The organism is Streptomyces xanthophaeus, assembly GCF_030440515.1.
GTDB lineage: Bacteria > Actinomycetota > Actinomycetes > Streptomycetales > Streptomycetaceae > Streptomyces > Streptomyces kutzneri.
This window is the reverse complement of the sequence record NZ_CP076543.1, coordinates 7,382,946-7,401,363: the sequence shown is the minus strand read 5'-3', so window position 1 is coordinate 7,401,363 and position 18,418 is coordinate 7,382,946. Positions and strand designations below refer to the sequence as shown.

The window sequence follows — 18,418 nt, the reverse complement described above, 5'->3', positions numbered from 1 at the left end:
AAAGCCGCCCCCGTTTTCGCGCTACGCCCTCCCCGGCCGGTCCAGTATGGCCGCTGATGTACGCAGTGTGTACGGCGAGGGGCGGCTCCCGGGGCCCATGCGACGCATCGCTTTCAAGATGTGACCTGGAGGCAGCTGCCAGCGTAGACCTGCGGGAATGCTGCGCAGTACGCGCCCGGTGAGGCGCATGCGCCGGGTGACGCTGCGCGGGGCCGGTGCAGGTCGCCCGTACAGCTGGTGCGCCCAGCCCGGGAGGGAACCGTACGCCAGGCCGGCGATGGGCGGCCACAGCAGGTTTCGGCCACGCACGAGGAGGGCAGGGACGGGCGGGCCGCGCAGGAAGTCGTCCACGGCGAGGGCATCGGGGCCGGCGGCGAGTTCGGGGCGGATCCGGTCGAAGTACGCGGCGAGCCCGGCGGTGTCGGCGGGGACCCCGGCCGGGTCGAGCCCGACGAGCCGGGCGCCCACGCGGTTCTCGTCGACGTAGCGGTCGGCCTGGGCCGCGGTGAGGGGGACACCGGAGCGGCGCAGTACGTGCAGGAAGCTGTCGATCTGCGCGCAGTGGATCCACAGCAGCAGCTCGGGGTCGTCGACCGGAAAGCGTTCGCCGGTGTCCGGATCGGTGGCGGAGAGTTTGCGGTGGATCGTGCGGACGCGGAGGCCGGCGCGCTCGGCGGCCTCGGTGGTGCCGTAGGTGAGGGTGCCGACGAAGTCGGCGGTGCGCAGCAGCCGCCCCCAGGCGTCCGACCGGAAGTCGGAGTTCTCCATGACCCCGCGGACGGCGCGCGGGTGGAGGGCCTGGAGGTAGAGGGCGCGGAGCCCTGCGATCCACATCATCGGGTCGCCGTGGCACTGCCAGGTGACGGACGACGGGCCGAACAGCCCCGGGTCGGCGCCGGGGCGCGGTCCGGTCGCGGTGGTCCCCATCCCGTACCTCCCCGTCGCAGACGCCCGGCGGCTCCAGCCTACCGATCCGGGGCGGCCGTCGGCGGCCGCCAGGTGGGCGAACGCCGTGGGACGATCCGCGGCCGGCGAGTACGGGGTCTCCGCCCGCGCGGTACGGGTCCGCCTGCGCCGTACAGGGTCCGCTGCGCGCCCCGGCTCATCGGCCGCCGGTGCCCCGAACGGGCTGCTCGACGGGCATCCGTCCGCGGACGGCCGGAGGATCGGGGCAGGAACACGTGACGGGAGCCGACCAGGGATGCCGAACACCGCCGGTTGCTCGAAGAGGGCGCGCATCGTCCTGTCAGGCCTGCTGATCCTCGCCGGGGTCGTCATGACCGGGTGCGTCGGCGCGGCCCGCGACGCCGGGCAGGGGCCCGGAGCAGGGCCTCGCCCCCAGGCGGTGCGCTCCGGCAGGGTCACCGTCGTCTACGAGGACCGAACGGTCGCACCGGCGGACCGGGAGGCCGTGGCGCTGATCCGGAAATCCGGTGTGCTGGAGCGGTCGGCCGACTGGGTGAACAGGGCGCTCACCCTCCCGCACGACATGGTCGTGAAGGTCACCGCGGCGGTGCCGCCCGGCGTCACCGACGCCGTCACCCAGCCCGACGGCAGGACGATCTTCGTCCCTCCGGCGTTCCTGACCGAGATCGAGAAAGCCCTCGCCGAGGTCGTGAAGACCGTCGAACGGCCTGCCCCCTTCCCCGCGTCCGAGTACAACACCGACGACCTGACCGTGCTGTCGACCGAGTTCATCTTCGGCCACGAGATGGGCCACGCCCTGCAACGCCAGTTCCTCCTGGCCAACCTCGGCCTCGAGGAGGACGCGGCCGACGGCTTCGCGTCCTTCTACACCGTCAACGAGGTCGGGCCGGGCCCGTCGCTGGCCGCCGCGATCCTCTTCGACGAGATCGCCCGCAAGGAAGGCACGCCGACCCTGGAGGGCATGTCGAGCGACCATCCCGTCACGCAGCAGCGGGCCTTCAACTTCCTGTGCTACCTGGAGGGCAGCGACCCGAAGAAGTACCAGGCGTCCCTGGTCGACAGCGGCTATCTCCCGAAGACCCGCGCCCCCCTGTGCCCTCAGGCGTGGGCGATGCTGGACTACGGCTGGTGGACCCAGCTCCAGCCGCACTTCAGCGGGGCGTTCCGGGCCGAGGGTGACGGGGAGCAGAAGAAGGCGCACGCGCGGCTGATCGCGGAGACGGAGGCCCTGGCGAAGCGGATCGACGAGATCCGCACCAGCCAGTGAGCCCGCCGGGGACAGCCCGGAGGCCCGGACTGCTCCCCTGCTCCCCTTGTAGGCGGAAGATCCGGCGGAAGGGGCCTGGCGCGGGCCGGGGTACGGGCGGCATAGAGTTGCGGGGTGCAGCTCTACACGATCGGCGAGGCCGCCCAACTCCTCCGCGTCAGCACCGACACCGCCCGCCGCTGGGCGGACGCGGGCCGCTTCCCGACCCTGCGGGACGGCAACAGGCGGATGATCGAGGGCGTGCATCTGGCCGCCTTCTGTGTGGCGCTCGCCCAGGAGGCGGCCGAGGGCGACGGCGAGTCCGCCACCTCGGCGCGCAACGCGCTGCCCGGGATCGTGACGGCGGTGACGCTCGGCGAGGTGGCCGCCCAGGTCGAGATCCAGGCCGGCCCGCACCGCGTGGTCTCGCTGCTGACCCGCGAGGCGGTCGAGGAGCTCGGACTCGCGGTCGGCGTGCAGGCCGTCGCGCGCGTGAAATCCACCAGCGTCCACATCGACCTCGACTGACCGCGGTGCGGCGGCCATCGGCCCTCGGGCCGCTGGCCCGGTCCGGGCCATGGCAGGGTGAGGGCATGACGACGCCCCGCGAACACCCGTCCCCTCCCCGCCCCCGGCCGTGGCCGGACACCGCCGCGGCCACGGCCCACGCGGACCTCGTCGCGGCGAAGGCGCTCGTCTACGACCCCTGCGGATTCGTCTGCTCGCTGCCGGTCCCGGAGGCCGAGGGCGCCGACTACGCCGCCCACACCTTCACCCTGGACGGCCGCGCCGTCCGGTTCCGCGCGGCGAAGACCACCCCCACGAAGGCCGGCCAGTTCGTCACCGTCTGGAAGCGCTCCCCTGCCGGTCCCATCCAGCCGTTCGACGCCGCGGACCCGGTGGACCTCTTCGTCATCAGCACCCGCGACGGCCACCACTTCGGCCAGTTCGTCCTCCCCCTGGAGGCGCTCCGCCGGCACGGCGTCGTATCGACGGACGGCTCCGGCGGGAAGCGCGCCTTCCGCGTCTACCCGCCCTGGGTGACCACCACCAACCGCCAGGCCGGCCGCGCGCAGGAGTGGCAGCTGGACCACTTCCTGCCTCTGCTCCTGCCCGAGGACGGACCCGTCGATCTGACCCGCGCCCGCGAGCTCTACACGTGAGCCGGCCGGTCAGCGGCACGCTGCATCACATCGAACTGTGGGTGCCGGACCTCGACCGCGCGATCGCCTCGCTCGGCTGGCTCCTGGAGGCCCTGGGCCACACGCCCTACCAGCACTGGGCCGACGGCCGCAGCTGGCGGCTCGGGCCGACGTACCTGGTCGTCGAACGGTCCCCGGCCCTCACGTCCGACCGGCACGACCGCTGCCGGCCGGGACTGAACCACCTGGCCTTCCATGTGGAGGACGAGGCCGCGGTCGAGCGCCTCGCCGAGGAGTCGGTCCGCCACGGCTGGCGCCTGATGTTCCCGGACCGGCATCCGCACGCCGGCGGCCCCCAGCACTACGCCGCCTACCTGGAGAACGACGACGGCTTCGAGGTCGAACTCGTCGCGATCACCACCGCCGGCTGATCCGCTACGTTCCCGTCCCCGTTCCCGTTCCGGTGCCGGTCCGCCCGCGGCCGCTGCCGGAATCGAGGGCTACGACGGTGAAGCAGACGGCGGCGGCGAGGCCCAGGAAGAAGAAGACCGGGTTGACGTAGCCGGGGACGGAGGTGGTGTAGTCGCCGACGTCGTCCGTCTCGCACACGAACCGCAGCGGCACGTACTCCACCCGGTAGCCGGTGATCCCTTCCCCCCGGTATTCCCAGCCCTGGGTACGGCAGGGCGCGATGGGGGACGAATTCGTCCCGCCGTCCTCGGCCGACATGACCGCGCCGGTGACGTGCAGCAGGCCCCAGGCGTACACGCCCACCGCGATCGCCGCCGAGACGAAGCCGGCGATCCGCAGCCAGGCCGCGCTGTCGGCACGCCGCGAACCCCCGGCACGGGCCAGCACACCGAAGGCCCGGCCCGCGAAGACCAGCGGAAGGACCAGACCTGCCGGGACGAGGACCAACAAGAAGTACGCCACTGCCCGACCCCACCATCGCAGCAAGGGAGAGCGCTGTGCCGGACCCCACAATTCCTGCAACAACTCCGTAACCGCTCAACGGCCGCCTGTACTCAGGCCGCGGCGTGCCGGATCGCCCCGACGGCGTCCGCGTCGGTCAGCTGGTGCGGAAACTGCCGGTGTACACGTCCGTACGGTTCTCCGGTGCGCCGGAGTGGGTCTCGGTGAGCACCGCCCGTACTCCCTTGCCGTCCGCCACCAGGCCTTGGTAGTCGCCGAGGAAGTAGCCCCCGGCGAACGGTGCCTGCAGCCAGTCGAAGATCCGCGAGATGCGTCGCTCGGTCCGGCGCTTCGGGTCCCCGTGCGGCAGGGTGGCCAGCTGGTAGGCGGTGGGCAGGGTGGTGGTGTCGCCCGGCTCGAGGAAGCGCAGGTCGTAGTAGGTGAGTGCGACCGTGCCCCGCTCGTCGACCGCGATCGACGGGGAGAAGGCCGGCACGTCCTCGGGGCTGATCAGCTCCGGGGCTCCCCAGGTGCGTCCGCCGTCGGTGGAGCGCACCAGCTGGACGGAGTCGAACCTGCCGCCGGAGAAGTCCGAGCCCTCGTACGCCATGTAGAGCGTGCCCGTCTTCGGGTCGACGGCCGGGCTGGGCAGGGTGGACGCGGCGCGCAGCACCTTGGCGGGGTCGTTCGGGTCGACCTCCGGTACGGAGGTGTCCTCGGCCACGACGACCGGGGTGCTCCAGGTCTCTCCGGCGTCGGTCGAGGTGACCACCTCGTAGCGGGCTTCGACGATGGTGCTCAGGTCATCGGAGTGGGTGATCCGGTCGAAGAAGTCGTACAGGGTGCCGGTGTGCCGGTCGACGACGATCAGATGGCCGATGGTCTGGGTGTTGGGCACGGAGCTGGTGTCGACGAAGGGCCGTGCCCCGCTCCAGGTGCGGCCGCCGTCACGGGTGACGGAGATGTAGCCGGGACCGTCGAGGGAACTGGGGCCGGGCGGGTCGTTGTCGAGGCGGTTCCAGACCTGGTAGGCGGTGCCCTCACGGATCGGGTCGGCGGTGAGCGAGGGCTTGTCGTTGAAGAACGGCTGCTCGTCGACGTGCGTGGTGGTGAGGTTCTGCCAAGTGCGGCCGCCGTCGCGGGACGTGGCGGCCAGGAGGCCGGTGCGCGTGCTCTTGATGAAGTCGACGCCCTCGCCGCTCGCGTAGACGGTGCCGTCCGGTCCGGTGCTCACCCAGGGGTCGGTGGCCCGTTCGAAGTCGGCGCCGCCGGGGGCGCACAGGCTGAACGGCAGCGTGCTGCGGTGGAAGGTGTGGCCGTCCGTGGACCAGGAGGCGGCCAGCCCGCGGGCGCCGCCGTCGTTCCAGCGGTCCTGCTGGAACACGGTGACCACGCGCTTGGAGTCGTGCGGGTCGACGGACAGGTACGGCTCGACCTCGGTGCCGGGGTAGACGACGCTGTCGGGGGACCTCGCACCGATGGTGCAGTCCGCGTACGGGTCGCCGTGGGACACCTTGACCAGTGCCGTGCCGTCGGGGTTCCGGTCTGCTGCGGCGGAAGTCGCGCCGGTGACCGTGACGAGCAGGAGCGCGGCGGTGGTGACGGCGGTGAGGGGCAGGAAGACGCGCATGCGGGATCTCCTCCGGGCCTGTCTCGGCTGGGGGCACGGGACCGCCGTCATCGGGGCGGCCTGAGGCGCGGAGGCGTACCGGAACGCGAGGGTGGGCGACTCCGCTTGGTCCTTTTCGGCGCCGCGGCCGGTGCCCTTGATGGGCCGAACGACGGAGTCGGTCCCCGGGGTCGTGGAGGAGCACGGCGGAGCGGGATGACCTGCCGGCCAAGGTCGCCGGGGGGGGGCGAAGCCCGGCAGGGCCGCGTCCTGTGCCGGTCTCCGGGCTGTCGCCGCACCGGAGACGGACGCCGTGGTCGTGGCCGAAGCGGCGTCCTCGCGAAACGGCCACGGACGCTGTGTCCGAGGCCGGAGTCGCGTTCCGGGTTGACGACACCGGCTTTGCGGACCGCAGCTCGTCGAGGGCTTCGGGATGCGCCGCCGGCTCGGCGTACCCGACCTCGCCTGCGAAGGCGGCCGCGTCCATGCCTGTCCGACGGGTCGCGTCACCGGCCCCGCACCCGACAGCACCGTCACCCGCACGGCCCGACATGACGTGCCGCCGTGATCGCTACGGCAGCCCTCGCCGGACCAGGCCGTCTCTTTCGGATCTTGCCGGATGAGCCCGGGTCGTCCGGTGCGGTGCCTCGCAAGGCGGAGGGGCGCTCGTGTACGGGACGTACTCGGGTGCCCCGGCAACCTGGGGGTCCCCCCGGACGGAGTCTGGGGGATGAGGTGCCGTGCCGGGCGGGCCGGGCCCGGCAAGATCCGGAAGAGACGACCTAGGCCTCACAAGGCGTCATGCGCGGCCGGTCGCCGGCGTTATCACCAAGGGCTCCGCACCCTGACGCCGAGGGCCCGGACGCGGTCCTGGGCCTGCGGGTCGAGCTTCAGCAGCAGGTCCTCGCCGACGACTCCGTCGCGCCGCCAGATGGTGCAGAGGGTCTCCAGACCCGCTTCGGCGACCTCCGGCTCCGCGTCGGCCGAGGTCTGCACCAGGGCTTCGACGACCGGCCTGCCCTGCAGTCCCGCGACCGCCCGTGCCGTCCGGGCCCGCTGCTCCGCCGGGACGGCCGGGTCGGCGAGCGAGCGCAGTACGTCCGCCGTGTCGCGGGCGTCCTGGCAGGGCAGCACCCACACCAGGTACACGAGTTGCGCGCCGAGCACGATCAGGTACTGCAGTGGCACGAGCAGGGCCACGGGCAGCAGCAGGACCAGGGGCAGCACGATCAGCCGGCCGCCCCGGATCCGCGAGGGACCGCCGGTCGGCGGCTCGAACCGGCGACCGGCCAGCAGGACGAGTACGAACATGGTCACGACCGTCAGGAGGGGCACCACGATCAGCCCCGCTCCCAGCCCCGCGCCGAACGACGGCCAGAAGGGATCATCACCCAGAACGGGCAGCACGAGGGCCGCGGCCACCCAGCCGAGAGCGGCGGTCATGACGTAGCGCTGCAGGCAGACCCACAGCCATCTTCCCGTACTCATGGCAGCTTCCTCATCTCGGACCGCGGTTGTCACCCAGCAGCATGGGGGGTGTTGTTGGCGTAGTCCCTAGCGGCGGACGCGCGGCATGCCGAGGCCGATCCAGGAGATGATCTCACGCTGGATCTCGTTGTTGCCCCCGCCGAAGGTGAAGATCACGGCGCTGCGGTAGCCGCGTTCGAGCTCGCCGTGCAGGACCGCGCCCGCCGAGCCGTCCTTGAGGGAGCCTGCTGCGCCGACGACCTCCATCAGCCAGGCGTACGCGTCCCGGCGGGCCTCCGAGCCGTACACCTTGACCGCGGAGGCGTCCTGCGGGGTGAGGGTGCCGGCCTCGACCGCGCCCACCATCTGCCAGTTGAGCAGCTTCATCGCGTCGAGCCGGGCATGGGTGCGGGCGAGGCGGCCGCGGACCCAGGAGAGGTCGATGACCCGGCGGCCGTCGGCGAGTTTCGTCGCGGCGGCCCAGCGCTGGACGTCGTGGAGGGCCCGGATGGCCATCGTGCCGTGTGCGGCGAGGGTGACGCGTTCGTGGTTGAGCTGGTTGGTGATCAGGCGCCAGCCCTTGTTCTCCTGGCCGACGCGGCGGCTCGCCGGGACGCGGATGTTCTCGTAGTAGCTGGCGGTGGTGTCGTGCGAGGCAAGGGTGTTGATGAGGGTGCAGGAGTAGCCGGGGTCCGAGGTCGGGACCAGGAGCATGGTGATGCCCTTGTGGGCGGGGGCGTCCGGGTCGGTGCGTACGGCGAGCCAGACCCAGTCGGCGGTGTCGCCGTTGGTGGTCCAGATCTTCTGTCCGTCGACGACGTAGGTGCCGGTCTCCTCGTCGCCCTCGCGCACGGCCTTGCACTTGAGCGCGGCGAGGTCGGTGCCGGCGTCGGGCTCGCTGTAGCCGATGGCGAAGTCGATCTCTCCGGCGAGGATCTTCGGCAGGAAGTACGCCTTCTGCTCGTCGGTGCCGAACTGCATGATGGTCGGCCCGACCGTGTTGAGCGCCATCAGGGGCAGCGGTACGACGGCCTGCGCGGCTTCGTCGAAGAAGATGAACTGGTCCATCGGGGTCATCCCGCGGCCGCCGTACTCCTTGGGCCAGCCGACCCCGAGCCAGCCGTCGGCGCCGAGCCGGCGGATGGTGTCCCGGTAGAAGCGCTTCTGGGCGGCCGGGTCCTCGTAGCGGGCGTAGACGTCCTGCGGCACGAGCTCGGCGAAGTAGGCGCGCAGCTCGGTGCGCAACTGCTGCTGCTCAGGCGTGTATTCGAGGTGCACGGCCCCTCCGGGTCTCGCGGTCCAGCCGGTCGCTGTGGTGGTGGCGGCGGTCAGAGTAGAACCTGTTCCAAGAATTCGGAAGGACCCGGGTACCGGCCGATCGGAACCGGCGTCGATAATCGCGACCATGACGAGCCCACGCAGCAGAGCGGAATTCTTCGTCGAGCCCGAGCGGGACGGCCGGTTCAGCGGCCCCGCGACCGGTGACGAGCGGCGGATGCTGGCCGCCTTCCTGGCGGACCACCGCGCCACCCTGGAACTCAAGTGCGCAGGCCTCGGAGCGGAGTTGGCGCGCCGCTCGGTGGAACCGTCCACGCTCTCCCTGCTCGGCCTGGTCCGGCACCTGGCCGATACGGAGCGCCGCTGGTTCCGGCAGGTCCTGGCGGGCCAGGACGCGCCGCCCCTGTTCTCCTCGGCGGAGGATCCCGACGGGGACTTCGACGGAGCCCTGGCCGATCCCGCGGCGGTCGAAGCGGCCTGGGCGGCGTGGCGCGCCGAAGTGGCCTTCGCCGAAGGCTTCGTGGCCGAGGCACCCGATCTGGACGTCGAGGCCGTCGACGCGTGGCGCGGGAAGGTGTCGCTGCGCTGGGTGCTGATCCACATGGTGGAGGAGTACGCGCGGCACAACGGGCACGCCGACCTCCTGCGCGAGCGGATCGACGGGGCCATAGGCATCTGAGAGCGCGCCCGGCCGCCGGCCTCGTCCCCGACTCGCCTGAAACTCGGGTGCAGTTCGGCCGCCTGCCGCACAATGGGCGGATATGGACATCGACGCATGGCGCCGCGAGGACCCCGAGTTCACGCGGGCGGTGACGCAGATCCACGAGCCGGGCGCCCTCCCCACCGACCCCGGGATCCCGGCCCGGCACGCGTACTGGGAGCTGCTTCCGGGGGACGTACGGGCCCGGCTGCTGGAGAAGGCGGGCCGGTGCCTGACCTGGTGGGCCGGGCCGGATGCCGACGGGCGCCCCGCCGCGCTGGTGGTCGGGAACCGCGGGCTGTGCCGGGTCGGCCAGGTGCTGCGGGACGGGGTGGCGGAGTTCCGCGGGCAGCGCGCCCGGGTGGAACCGGGCTCGCTGCACAGCCGGTCCTTCGACGGGCGGCCCGCGGCGGACGGGCGGGCCACCGCCCCGGGCCTGCCGGGGGCTCCGGTGCTGCGCCTGGAACTGGTTCCGGAGGCCCAGGGGGTGCTCGGCCATTTCCCGCTCCCCGTACAGGACTTCCTGCAGCGCCCCTTCCTCGCCGGGGAGGCCCGTGTCACCGCCGACTGGTACTACGACGAGACCGTCGAGCCCGATCGCACCACCTGGTTCGTCGCCCTCGTCCTGTCCACCGAAGGCGCCCTGACGCTCGCCGAGGGCACCCGGACCCTGGACCGGGGCGCCCGCCCGGACCAGGCCCGGTGGCACGGGATCCAGTACCACCAGGCCCGCCTCACACCGCGCTGACGACTGCTGTACGACGCAAGACCATGCGCGGCGCACCTTCGACCGCGCTGCGGGCGTCCTCCCGCCGAGCGGGACGTCCGCCGGCCGCTCCCCGCCCGATGTCAGGTGAAGTAGTACAGGACGTCGAAGTGGACGAGGTCGCGGGCCGTGTCGAAGAGGTACCGGCCGGAGGGCGGGATCCCGTCCGAAGCCTGGCTGCCGTCGCCCCGGCCGTTCGCGTACGCGTCGAAGCCGGGGCTGTGCTGCCAGGCCGCGTCGGCCGGCAGGTGCTGCTTCAACGCGGCGGGCAGGTCGGACGGCGCACCGGTGGCGGCGAAGGCGTGGTCGGGCTTGCCGGTGATCGCGGCCGCGCCTCCGGGCCGCAGGTGGGCGACACCGACGACGCGGATCCGGGAGTCGGGGCCCGGGATGGTCCGGTCGTCGGCCGCGTCGTCGATGTCGTAGCCCAGCCAGTGCGCGTCGGTCAGCTCGCCCAGGAACGGCCCGAGCCGCTCGTTCAGCGGCTCCAGGTCGGTACGGACCTCGGCCCGGCGCGGCGGCTCCGGCCACAGGAGGTAGGTCATGCCCGCGCCCACCGTCAGCAGCGGGAGGCCGGCGATCATCAGGAACCGGCGGCGATTCGTACGTCCCCGGTGTATGTCCATGATCGCCCGCCCCCGCCGCCCGTCAGTTCAGGGCGCCGATCATAGCCGTCGCCGTCGCCGTCATCGCCGTACGGGCCGCCGTCAGGTACGGCCGGGGGTCCGCCGGGGTCAGGTGGGTACGGATGGCTTCGGTCATCGCCACGTTGAGGGCGGTGCCGATGTTGACCTTGCGGATGCCGCCCGCGACGGCCGCCGCGAGCTCGGCGTCCGGCAGCCCCGAGGAGCCGTGCAGGACGAGCGGTACGTCCACGGTCTTGGCCAGCCGGGCCAGCAGCACATGGTCCAGGGCCGCGGTCCGGCTGGTCATCGCATGGCTGCTGCCGATGGCGACGGCGAGGGCGTCGACCCCGGAGTCGGCGACGAACCGCCGGGCCTCGTCGGGGTCGGTACGGGCGCCGGGCGCGTGCGGGTCGAGCGGCGCGGCGCCGTTCTTGCCGCCGACCTCGCCCAGCTCGGCCTCGATCCACAGCCCGTTGGCGTGCGCCCATTCGGCCGCGGACCGGGTGGCCTCCAGGTTCTCGGCGTACGGGAGTTGCGCGGCGTCGTACATCACCGAGCTGTATCCGGCGTCGCAGGCCTGCCGGAGCAGCTCGGGGCTCTTGACGTGGTCGAGGTGCAGGCCGACGGGGACCCCGGCGGCCTCCGCGCACGCGCCGGCGGCCCGGGAGATGGGCAGCAGCTGCCCGCCGCGGAACTTCACGGCGTTCTCGCTCAGTTGGAGGATGACCGGCAGGCTGGCCGCCTCGGCCCCGGCCACGACGGCTTCGGCGTGCTCCAGGGTGATGATGTTGAAGGCGGCGACGGCCCGGCCGGCCGCGGCCGCCTCCAGGACGAGGTCGCCGGCCCGGACCAGGCTCATCGGACCGCCTCCTCGCCCGCGGTGAGGATCACCGAGCGCGTGAGGTTGCGCGGCGCGTCCGGATCCAGCTGCCGGTGGGCGGCGACGGCGAGGGCGAGGCGGTGTACGCGGACCAGTTCGGCGAGCGGGTCGAGCCGGCCGGGCACCCACTGGGAGCCGGTGGCGCGTACCTGCTCGGCGAGCCCGTCGGGGGCCTCGTCGAGCGACCAGGTCACGGTGCCGGGCCCGGAGACGCTGATGGGCCCGTGCCGGTACTCCATCGCCGGGTAGGACTCGGCCCAGGACAGCGAGGCCTCGCGCATCTTCAGCGCGGCCTCGTGGGCGAGTCCGACGCTCCAGCCGCGGCCGAGGAAGGTGAACTGGCCCCGGCCTGCGATGTCGGCGGGCAGCGGCTCGACGAGGGCGGTGCGGGCGTCGGCGACCGCGGAAGGAGTGTGCCGGCCGACATGGGCGCGCAGCAGCGTGAGGGCGGTGGTCGCGAACCGGGTCTGCACGACGGACTGTTCGTCGGCGAAGTCGAGGACGACCAGCTCGTCCGCGGCGGTCATCACCGGGGTGGCCGGATCGCCGACGACCGCGGTCGTGGGCACGCCCGCGTCCCGCAGCCCGGCCAACAGGTCCAGTACCTCGGTGGTGGTGCCGGACCGGGTCAGGGCGACGACCCGGTCGTAGCGGCGGTGGCGCGGGAACTCGGAGGCGGGGAAGGCGTCTGTCTCGCCCTGTCCGGACTCCTCGCGCAGCACTGCGGCCGCCTGGGCCATGTAGTACGAGGTCCCGCACCCGACGATCGCGGTACGCTCCCCCGGCTGCGGGAGCACCGCCCGCCGGGCCGGGGCCAGTTCGGCAGCCCGCTCCCAGCATGCGGGCTGCGTGCCCAACTCGTACGCGACGTGACTCATACAGGCTCCCTCGTGCGGCAGGCGGGTCTGGATGCGTGGGGTGTTGTGCGTTGTGTTGTGCGTTTTCCTGCAAGGTAGCTCGCACTTTCGCGCAACTTCAAGCAACCACGGGGTGATCTGCTGAGTTAGTGTCGCCGGGTAGCCCGACTGCGGCCATGGGACGAGCACGGGGCGAGCACAGGACGAGCACGGGAGGGGGCGGCCGATGACCCGCAAGGAGCGCTGGCAGGCACTGCTGGACCTGCTGGTGGAACGGGGCGAGCTGGAGGTGGAACCGGCGGCCGAGACCCTCGGGGTGTCCGCCGCGACCATCCGCCGCGACCTCGACCAGCTGGCCGAGCAGCAGCTGCTGGTCCGTACGCGTGGCGGGGCGGTGCTGCACGGGGTCTCGTACGAACTCCCGCTGCGCTACCGGACGTCGCGCCGCGCCGCCGAGAAGCACCGGATCAGCGAGGCGGTGGCGGCCCTGATCACCCCGGGCGAGGTGATCGGCCTGACGGGCGGCACCACGACCACGGAGGTGGCACGGGCCCTCGCCGGGCGTCCGGACCTGGCCCAGGGCTCGCCCGCGCTCACGGTGGTGACCAACGCCCTCAACATCGCGGGCGAGCTGGTGATCCGGCCGCAGTTCAAGATCGTACTGACCGGCGGGGTGGCCCGACCCCAGTCGTACGAGCTGACGGGCCCGCTCGCCGAGCAGGTCCTCGGGCAGCTCGCGGTGGACACGGCGGTGCTCGGCGTGGACGGCTTCGATCCGCAGGACGGCGCGGCGACCCGGCACGAGGACGAGGCCTCGATCAACCGCCTGCTGTGCGAACGCGCCCGCCGGGTGATCGTGGCGGCCGACTCAAGCAAACTGGGCGTGCGCGCCTTCGCCCGTATCTGCGCCACCTCGTCGGTGGACGTCCTGGTGTCGGACACGGGCCTGGCGGCCGCGGTCGCCCGGGAGTTCGAGACCGCGGGCGTGGAGGTACTGAGGGTGTGAGCGTGGGCGGCGGCCGACGCGGCCGCCGCCCACGGAGGCGCGGTGCGCTACTCCACGGCCCCCCGCGCATCGGCGAGCAAGGTCGCCAGGGTCATCCTGGTGACGTCGGCGAGGTAGCCGTAGTCGAGGGTGTCCGGAGCGTCGGACGTCTCGTGGTAGTGCGGGTTACCCTCCCCCTCGTAGGCACCGATCGTCACGTCGCCGTGTGCTTCGAACGGCATGTAGTCACTGGCGAAAATGGGGCCGAGCATGACCGGCAGTGTGGTGTGGTCCGCGGCGGCCTGCGCCATGACCGCGGCGAAGGCCTTTGACGCGGCGTCATTGTCCGGTACCGCGTTCCCCAGGTCGCGCTCCACCGTCACGGAGCCGTCCGCCGGCGGCCTCCCGACCATGTCCAGGTTCACGACCCGGTAGACCTCGCCGTCGGTGGCGTGGAGCTCCGCGGCATACTCCGTGGCACCCCACAGCCCCTGTTCCTCGCCGGAGAAGGCCACGAACTGGAGGGTGGAGGACAGCGTGACAGGGGCGAGCAGCCGCGCGATCTCGAGCACCGCGGCCACACCGCTGCCGTTGTCGTCGGCTCCCGGAGCACGTGCGGTGGTGTTGTTCAGGTCCGCCATGCGGCTGTCGTAGTGGGCGCACACGATGATGACGGGCCGACCGGCGTCCGTCCCGGGTTTGGTGCAGATCACGTTGTCGGCACTGTGACCGGCATTGGTCCACGTGCGCCGGACCACGTCCGTGTACCCCGCCGCTTCGAACCGGCCCACGATCTCCGCGGCGGCCTGCCCGATGAGGGGCGAGAAGGTGTGCCGCGTGTGGAAGGCCGCGAGTGCCTCGACGGAGTTCTGCAGCTCGTCCGCCGAGACCGACTCGACCAGCGTGGTGACGAACTCGTTCTTCTGGGTGGCCGCCCGCTTGTGTGCGGCCCGTACCACGGGCTCGGCGGTGCTGGGCGGGTAGCGCTTCTCGGGGGGTGCCAGCGGCAGCGCCGCACGTGTGTCACGTTCCATCACGAGCCGCCTTCAGTCGGTGTTGAGGGCGGGTTGGCAGTAGGCGCAGCCGTTGTATCCGCGTGCCACCGCGTCTTCGGCACGGAGGAAGGGGACCTTGCTGCCGGCGCCGAGTTTCGACCAGTACGGACAGGTGGAGATGTGGAGCTCGCCGCTGCGCGGATTACCGAAGAAGAAGCCTTCGAGTTCCTTGACGGCGGTGATCTGGATGGTCATGCGGCCGGCGATCAGGCTGTCCTGGTACTGGGTGGCGATGAAGGGGTAGAGGCGGAGGTGGTCGGCGTGGTGGGAGAAATCGATGGTGACGTCGGCTGCCGCCCGGTCGTCCGCCTCGAGGCGGAAGCCGTCGACGACCGCGGTGCTGCCGCCCTTCATTTCGAGCGTCGTGCGGACGGTGCCCTTCTCGGTCACCTTGAGGTTGGTCAGTCCGGCGGACCCGACGATGCGGCTGAGCATGCGGATCGAGATCTTCGTGTCGTCGGGCAGTGCCCTCGCGTCGAGGTGCCAGGAGCCGGTGGTGGAGGTCAGGCCGCCGCGGAGGGCGATCGTCGTGGTGGTCTTGCCGCCCGGCGCGGCCATCTGCGGAACCACATTGCGCTGCCCCACGTTGTTGTCGAACCTGATGACCCGGTCGTGCGGCACCGGCCCGTTGAGCGTGGCGGTGATGGCCGGGTCCGCGGCGCCGTGCACCACGGCCACCAGGCCTTCCTGTTCCACGATCTGCGGGGTCCAGCTGAAGGGCCCGACCCGCACGGACCCACCGGGCGGGATCGGCTCGTCGATGACCAGCGTGCCCAGCGACTCGAAGTGCGTGGGCCAGATCATCCCCGTGCCCGGGTCGCACCGGAAGGCCTCGACCTGGAACCCGCCGCTCGCTGCCGCCTGGACCCCCCGGTTGTGCACCCGCACGTAGAGGAAGTTCGGCTGGTCGTTGATGGGCGGCTCGTGGCCGAGTGCGGGGTTGTCGCCGGTGCTGATGTCGTTGTTGCGGACCCAGATGTCGGGTGAGGCCCAGTGCGGCGCATCGCTCGGCTGCGCCCCGAGGTCGGTGGGGTTGTCCGCGATGTACACGTCCACCGGCCGCCGTGCCCACAGCCCCTGGTTCACGAAGGCCTCGTCCATCACCTTGCTGTAGAGGCCGCCGGTGAGGGCCGAGTCCGCGGTGATGCAGCCCTGGGCCATGCTGACGGCGTGCGCCCGGCTTGTGGAGGAGGAGTCCGGCACGATGAGCAGCATCTCCATCATCGTCTTGATCATCGCGTCGGCGGCTGCGATCCGTACGGCGGGATCGTCCGAGTCGCCCCCCATGCCCAGGTAGCACCGCCAGAGCGCCGTGCCCAGCATCGAGTTGCGGAGGTCGGAGGAGTAGCCGTTGAACCCCGCGTCGTCGAACCGCTCGGAGCGGTCCAGCGTGCGCTCCGTGCTCCACCGGTCGTTCACGTTGTTGTCGAAGGGGAACGTCTCGGTGCGCCGGTGCCGGCCGGGGTTGAACCGGTCCCGGTAGATGGCGGGAAGCACGTCGCAGATGCTGTGCTCGTACGATCCGGACCCGCCGTGGCTGGCACCGAGCCAGTCGAACACACCGTGGGTGTATTCATGGACGATGACGCCGAAATCGGCGGCATCGGGTGTGCCGCCCTCGCCGAAGCGGATCCGCGGGGGTGTCGTCGAGCCGAGCCACTCGCTGTTGTCCGCGCCGTCGGCTCCCTGGGGGTCAACGTCAACCTTGACCATGTTGGCATTGAGCGTCGTGTTTCCCAGGGTCCGGAGGTAGCGCGCGGTGGAGTCGAGCCAGTAGTAGGCGTTCGCACTGAGGAAGGCGCGGTTCTTGGGGTAGGTGTCGTACGAGAAGGAGGCTGACGTCTCCGCGGGTTGGGCGAAGGCCGGGGTGTCCCAGTCGTTGCACCGGAACCACTCCCCGTCGAGCCTGAACTTCCCACCGCTGGCGGGTGCGACCTCGGCCTGGACGTCGTGCCGGAAGTCGTTCAGCTTCGCCGCGCCGGACCCGGCGTGGAGCGTGCTGTCGTTCGACTCGGTCACGGGGTCGGGTGAGAAGACCTTGAGCGTGGCCGTCGCGTACTTTCCCACGAGCTCGACCCAGAGCAAGGTGCCGGCGATGGCGTCCACGACAACGCGGAACTGTTCGAAGGGGCCCGTGGTCTCGACCACCAGATCGTGCACGAGGTGCAGTGCGCCGTCCGGCTTCTTCCCCTTCTTCAGCAGCGCGACGGAAGCGGAGGGGTAGTCGCTCCCGGGCAGCGAGGGCCGCTCCGTGTCCCGCAGGTAGACGAGTTCGTCCTTGGTCACGTCGGCGGTCTCGAAGTCCTTCTTGAAGGGGGCGAGGGCGACCTTCAGGACATCGCCCACCGTACGTGCGTCACCGGGGTCGGGAGCATCGGCGACGTCCATCTCCCCGGTGTGGTCGACCTGGATCACACTGGCCTGCTTGACATCGGCAACGGCCTGAACGGTGGCGCCCACCACCGGAAGATCGTTGTGGAACTGCTGGAAGCGCACGCGCAGCGTCGCCGCGCCTTCGGTCGATTCCACCTCGCGCAGATCGATCGAGCCGGTCTTCAGGTCTCCCGAGCGCGCCTTCATGAACGAGTCGATGGCCTTTCGCGCCGTCGACGCACGGGCCAGGGTCGCTCCCGGATCGACGTACTTGCGCAGTACCCCACCGGCATCCGCGTGTTCGCCGACGTCGGGGACCATACGCAGAGGCCGGTCGGCCTCCGGGCCCGGCATGTTCCTCTGCTTCTTACCGTGATCCCGAGCCATGATGTCCTCCTCAACGCACATGCGGAGGGTAAGGAAACGCATCATTCAGAGCGGGTGGATGCCCCCGGGCGCCCGTCGCATGAGCGATCCTCTTACGGGAACCGCCGTGGACTATCGGCACTCTCAGCAAAAGCGTAACGTCGTACGCCGAGTCCTGCGACGCGAGCACGCGCCGCAAAGCCCCCCGCCCGCCCGGGAGATCGGGCTGCGACACGGACGCACACAGCTCGCGCCCCGTGGCGCCCGGGGCCGTCTGCACGTGGGTCCGGCCGGCCGGACCCGGGCGGTGCTCAGTGGGCCGGGAGCCGCTCCGACTCGCGGACCAGGGCGGCCAGGACGGGGGCGATCAGCGGGTGGGTCTCGGCCCCGCGGCGGGTGGCGGCGAAGACCCGGCGGGTGGCGGCCGGCCCGGTGACCGGGCGGACCTGGACCTCCTTGAGGTCCATGCCGCGCAGGGCCGAGCGCGGTACGAGGGCCACTCCGGCCCCTGCGCCCACCAGCGCCGTCACGGCGCGGAAGTCGTCCGAGGAGTGCACGAGCCGGGGCTGGAAGCCGGCCAGTTCGCAGGCGAGCAGCGTCACGTCGTGGCACGGGTTGCCGGGGTACTGGCCCACCCAGTCCGAGTCCGCGAGGTCGGCCAGCGACACCGCCGGCAGGTCGGCCAGCGGATGCCCCGAGGGCAGGACCGCGTCGAAGGGTTCCGCGTAGAGCGGGAGGACGGACAGCCGCGCGTCGTCGGCGCCCGGGCCGCCCCGGTACTCGACGGCCAGGGCGAGGTCCGCCTCGCCGTCCAGCAGCAGCGGCAGGCTCTGGTCGCCCTCCGCGTCGCGGACCCGCAGCCGGATGCCCGGCCGTTCCAGCGCGAGCCGGGCGATGGCCGGGGCCAGGACTTCGGCGATGCCCGTGGCGAAGGCGGCGACGGTGACCTCGCCCGCCGAACCGCCCGCGTACGCCGCGAGTTCCGCCTCCGCCCGCTCCAGCTGCGCGAGCACCTCGTGTGCGTGGCCGAGCAGGATCTCGCCGGCCGCCGTGAGCCGTACGCCCCGGCCGCTGCGGGTGAGCAGCGCGTGGCCCGTCTCCTGCTCCAGCGCGGCGAGCTGCTGGGAGACGGCGGAGGGGGTGAGGTACAGGGCTGCGGCCGCGGCGGTCACCGTACGGTGGTCCGCCACGGCCCGCAGGATGCGCAGCCGGCGGGGGTCGATCACCCC

18 protein-coding genes are annotated in these 18,418 nt (G+C 72.0%); 7 read left to right on the top strand and 11 right to left on the bottom strand.

Annotation, left to right across the window (positions count from 1 at the left end; all coding sequences use genetic code 11):
• Positions 1-21 precede the first annotated feature (21 nt).
• Positions 22-927, bottom strand: a complete 906-nt coding sequence (locus KO717_RS33075; protein ID WP_301373126.1) for an oxygenase MpaB family protein — start codon at positions 925-927, stop codon at positions 22-24.
• A gap of 274 nt (positions 928-1,201) precedes the next feature.
• Here KO717_RS33075 and KO717_RS33070 point away from each other — a divergent pair, with 274 nt between their 5' ends.
• The 4 genes from KO717_RS33070 (at position 1,202) to KO717_RS33055 (ending at position 3,746) form a co-directional block, all read left to right on the top strand.
• Positions 1,202-2,194, top strand: a complete 993-nt coding sequence (locus KO717_RS33070; RefSeq protein WP_301373125.1) for a DUF4344 domain-containing metallopeptidase — start codon at positions 1,202-1,204, stop codon at positions 2,192-2,194.
• Positions 2,195-2,308: 114 nt separating this feature from the next.
• Complete coding sequence (locus KO717_RS33065) at positions 2,309-2,701, top strand: TOBE domain-containing protein (RefSeq protein ID WP_301373124.1); 393 nt, start codon at positions 2,309-2,311, stop codon at positions 2,699-2,701.
• Between the two features lie 65 nt (positions 2,702-2,766).
• Positions 2,767-3,336: a MepB family protein gene (locus KO717_RS33060; RefSeq protein WP_301373123.1), complete on the top strand. Its 570-nt coding sequence runs from the start codon at positions 2,767-2,769 to the stop codon at positions 3,334-3,336.
• Positions 3,333-3,746 (top strand): VOC family protein, encoded by a 414-nt coding sequence (locus KO717_RS33055; protein ID WP_301373122.1) that lies wholly within the window; start codon positions 3,333-3,335, stop codon positions 3,744-3,746. Before KO717_RS33060 ends, KO717_RS33055 begins: the two co-directional genes overlap by 4 nt.
• A 4-nt stretch (positions 3,747-3,750) precedes the next feature.
• Here KO717_RS33055 and KO717_RS33050 read toward each other — a convergent pair whose 3' ends face one another.
• From KO717_RS33050 to KO717_RS33035, 4 genes are all read right to left on the bottom strand, one after another.
• Positions 3,751-4,248, bottom strand: coding sequence for a hypothetical protein (locus tag KO717_RS33050; RefSeq protein ID WP_301373121.1), 498 nt, complete (start codon positions 4,246-4,248; stop codon positions 3,751-3,753).
• A gap of 136 nt (positions 4,249-4,384) precedes the next feature.
• Complete coding sequence (locus KO717_RS33045) at positions 4,385-5,857, bottom strand: sialidase family protein (protein ID WP_301373120.1); 1,473 nt, start codon at positions 5,855-5,857, stop codon at positions 4,385-4,387.
• A gap of 804 nt (positions 5,858-6,661) precedes the next feature.
• Positions 6,662-7,324, bottom strand: a complete 663-nt coding sequence (locus KO717_RS33040; RefSeq protein WP_301373119.1) for a hypothetical protein — start codon at positions 7,322-7,324, stop codon at positions 6,662-6,664.
• 66 nt (positions 7,325-7,390) lie between these two features.
• Positions 7,391-8,581: an acyl-CoA dehydrogenase family protein gene (locus KO717_RS33035; protein ID WP_301373118.1), complete on the bottom strand. Its 1,191-nt coding sequence runs from the start codon at positions 8,579-8,581 to the stop codon at positions 7,391-7,393.
• A 127-nt stretch (positions 8,582-8,708) separates the two neighbouring features.
• On the opposite strand from KO717_RS33035, the gene KO717_RS33030 reads away from it, so the two are divergent.
• Positions 8,709-9,260 carry a DinB family protein gene (locus KO717_RS33030; RefSeq protein ID WP_301373117.1) on the top strand — a complete coding sequence of 184 codons (552 nt, stop codon included), beginning with the start codon at positions 8,709-8,711 and terminating at the stop codon, positions 9,258-9,260.
• Positions 9,261-9,342: 82 nt separating this feature from the next.
• Positions 9,343-10,029 carry a hypothetical protein gene (locus KO717_RS33025; RefSeq protein ID WP_301373116.1) on the top strand — a complete coding sequence of 229 codons (687 nt, stop codon included), beginning with the start codon at positions 9,343-9,345 and terminating at the stop codon, positions 10,027-10,029.
• 101 nt (positions 10,030-10,130) lie between these two features.
• Here KO717_RS33025 and KO717_RS33020 read toward each other — a convergent pair whose 3' ends face one another.
• Genes KO717_RS33020 through KO717_RS33010 form a run of 3 tightly spaced genes read right to left on the bottom strand, consistent with a single transcriptional unit; the run spans position 10,131 to position 12,431 of the window.
• Positions 10,131-10,673, bottom strand: coding sequence for a hypothetical protein (locus KO717_RS33020; protein WP_301373115.1), 543 nt, complete (start codon positions 10,671-10,673; stop codon positions 10,131-10,133).
• A gap of 22 nt (positions 10,674-10,695) precedes the next feature.
• Positions 10,696-11,532, bottom strand: a complete 837-nt coding sequence (locus KO717_RS33015; RefSeq protein WP_301373114.1) for a class II fructose-bisphosphate aldolase — start codon at positions 11,530-11,532, stop codon at positions 10,696-10,698.
• Complete coding sequence (locus tag KO717_RS33010; RefSeq protein ID WP_301373113.1) at positions 11,529-12,431, bottom strand: SIS domain-containing protein; 903 nt, start codon at positions 12,429-12,431, stop codon at positions 11,529-11,531. The genes KO717_RS33015 and KO717_RS33010 overlap by 4 nt, the downstream gene beginning before the upstream one ends.
• A 205-nt stretch (positions 12,432-12,636) precedes the next feature.
• Between KO717_RS33010 and KO717_RS33005 the strand changes: the two genes are divergently transcribed.
• Positions 12,637-13,416 carry a DeoR/GlpR family DNA-binding transcription regulator gene (locus KO717_RS33005; protein ID WP_301373112.1) on the top strand — a complete coding sequence of 260 codons (780 nt, stop codon included), beginning with the start codon at positions 12,637-12,639 and terminating at the stop codon, positions 13,414-13,416.
• Between the two features lie 47 nt (positions 13,417-13,463).
• Here KO717_RS33005 and KO717_RS33000 read toward each other — a convergent pair whose 3' ends face one another.
• The 3 genes from KO717_RS33000 to KO717_RS32990 all read right to left on the bottom strand — a co-directional run bounded on the left by KO717_RS33000 (position 13,464) and on the right by KO717_RS32990 (position 18,415).
• Positions 13,464-14,429, bottom strand: a complete 966-nt coding sequence (locus KO717_RS33000; RefSeq protein ID WP_301373111.1) for a M28 family metallopeptidase — start codon at positions 14,427-14,429, stop codon at positions 13,464-13,466.
• 12 nt (positions 14,430-14,441) lie between these two features.
• Positions 14,442-17,210, bottom strand: coding sequence for a hypothetical protein (locus KO717_RS32995; protein ID WP_301373110.1), 2,769 nt, complete (start codon positions 17,208-17,210; stop codon positions 14,442-14,444).
• A gap of 290 nt (positions 17,211-17,500) precedes the next feature.
• On the bottom strand, positions 17,501-18,415 hold the full coding sequence (locus KO717_RS32990; protein WP_301373109.1) for a LysR family transcriptional regulator: 915 nt from the start codon (positions 18,413-18,415) through the stop codon (positions 17,501-17,503).
• Positions 18,416-18,418 lie beyond the last annotated feature (3 nt).

Bases quoted from the DNA above. Each gene is read 5' to 3' on its own strand.
- KO717_RS33075 (WP_301373126.1), bottom strand. From the start codon at position 927: ATGGGGACCACCGCGACCGGACCGCGCCCCGGCGCCGACCCGGGGCTG.
- KO717_RS33070 (WP_301373125.1), top strand. From the start codon at position 1,202: ATGCCGAACACCGCCGGTTGCTCGAAGAGGGCGCGCATCGTCCTGTCA.
- KO717_RS33060 (WP_301373123.1), top strand. From the start codon at position 2,767: ATGACGACGCCCCGCGAACACCCGTCCCCTCCCCGCCCCCGGCCGTGG.
- KO717_RS33045 (WP_301373120.1), bottom strand. From the start codon at position 5,857: ATGCGCGTCTTCCTGCCCCTCACCGCCGTCACCACCGCCGCGCTCCTG.
- KO717_RS33040 (WP_301373119.1), bottom strand. From the start codon at position 7,324: ATGAGTACGGGAAGATGGCTGTGGGTCTGCCTGCAGCGCTACGTCATG.
- KO717_RS33030 (WP_301373117.1), top strand. From the start codon at position 8,709: ATGACGAGCCCACGCAGCAGAGCGGAATTCTTCGTCGAGCCCGAGCGG.
- KO717_RS33025 (WP_301373116.1), top strand. From the start codon at position 9,343: ATGGACATCGACGCATGGCGCCGCGAGGACCCCGAGTTCACGCGGGCG.
- KO717_RS33020 (WP_301373115.1), bottom strand. From the start codon at position 10,673: ATGGACATACACCGGGGACGTACGAATCGCCGCCGGTTCCTGATGATC.
- KO717_RS33015 (WP_301373114.1), bottom strand. From the start codon at position 11,532: ATGAGCCTGGTCCGGGCCGGCGACCTCGTCCTGGAGGCGGCCGCGGCC.
- KO717_RS33010 (WP_301373113.1), bottom strand. From the start codon at position 12,431: ATGAGTCACGTCGCGTACGAGTTGGGCACGCAGCCCGCATGCTGGGAG.
- KO717_RS33005 (WP_301373112.1), top strand. From the start codon at position 12,637: ATGACCCGCAAGGAGCGCTGGCAGGCACTGCTGGACCTGCTGGTGGAA.
- KO717_RS33000 (WP_301373111.1), bottom strand. From the start codon at position 14,429: ATGGAACGTGACACACGTGCGGCGCTGCCGCTGGCACCCCCCGAGAAG.
- KO717_RS32995 (WP_301373110.1), bottom strand. From the start codon at position 17,210: ATGGCTCGGGATCACGGTAAGAAGCAGAGGAACATGCCGGGCCCGGAG.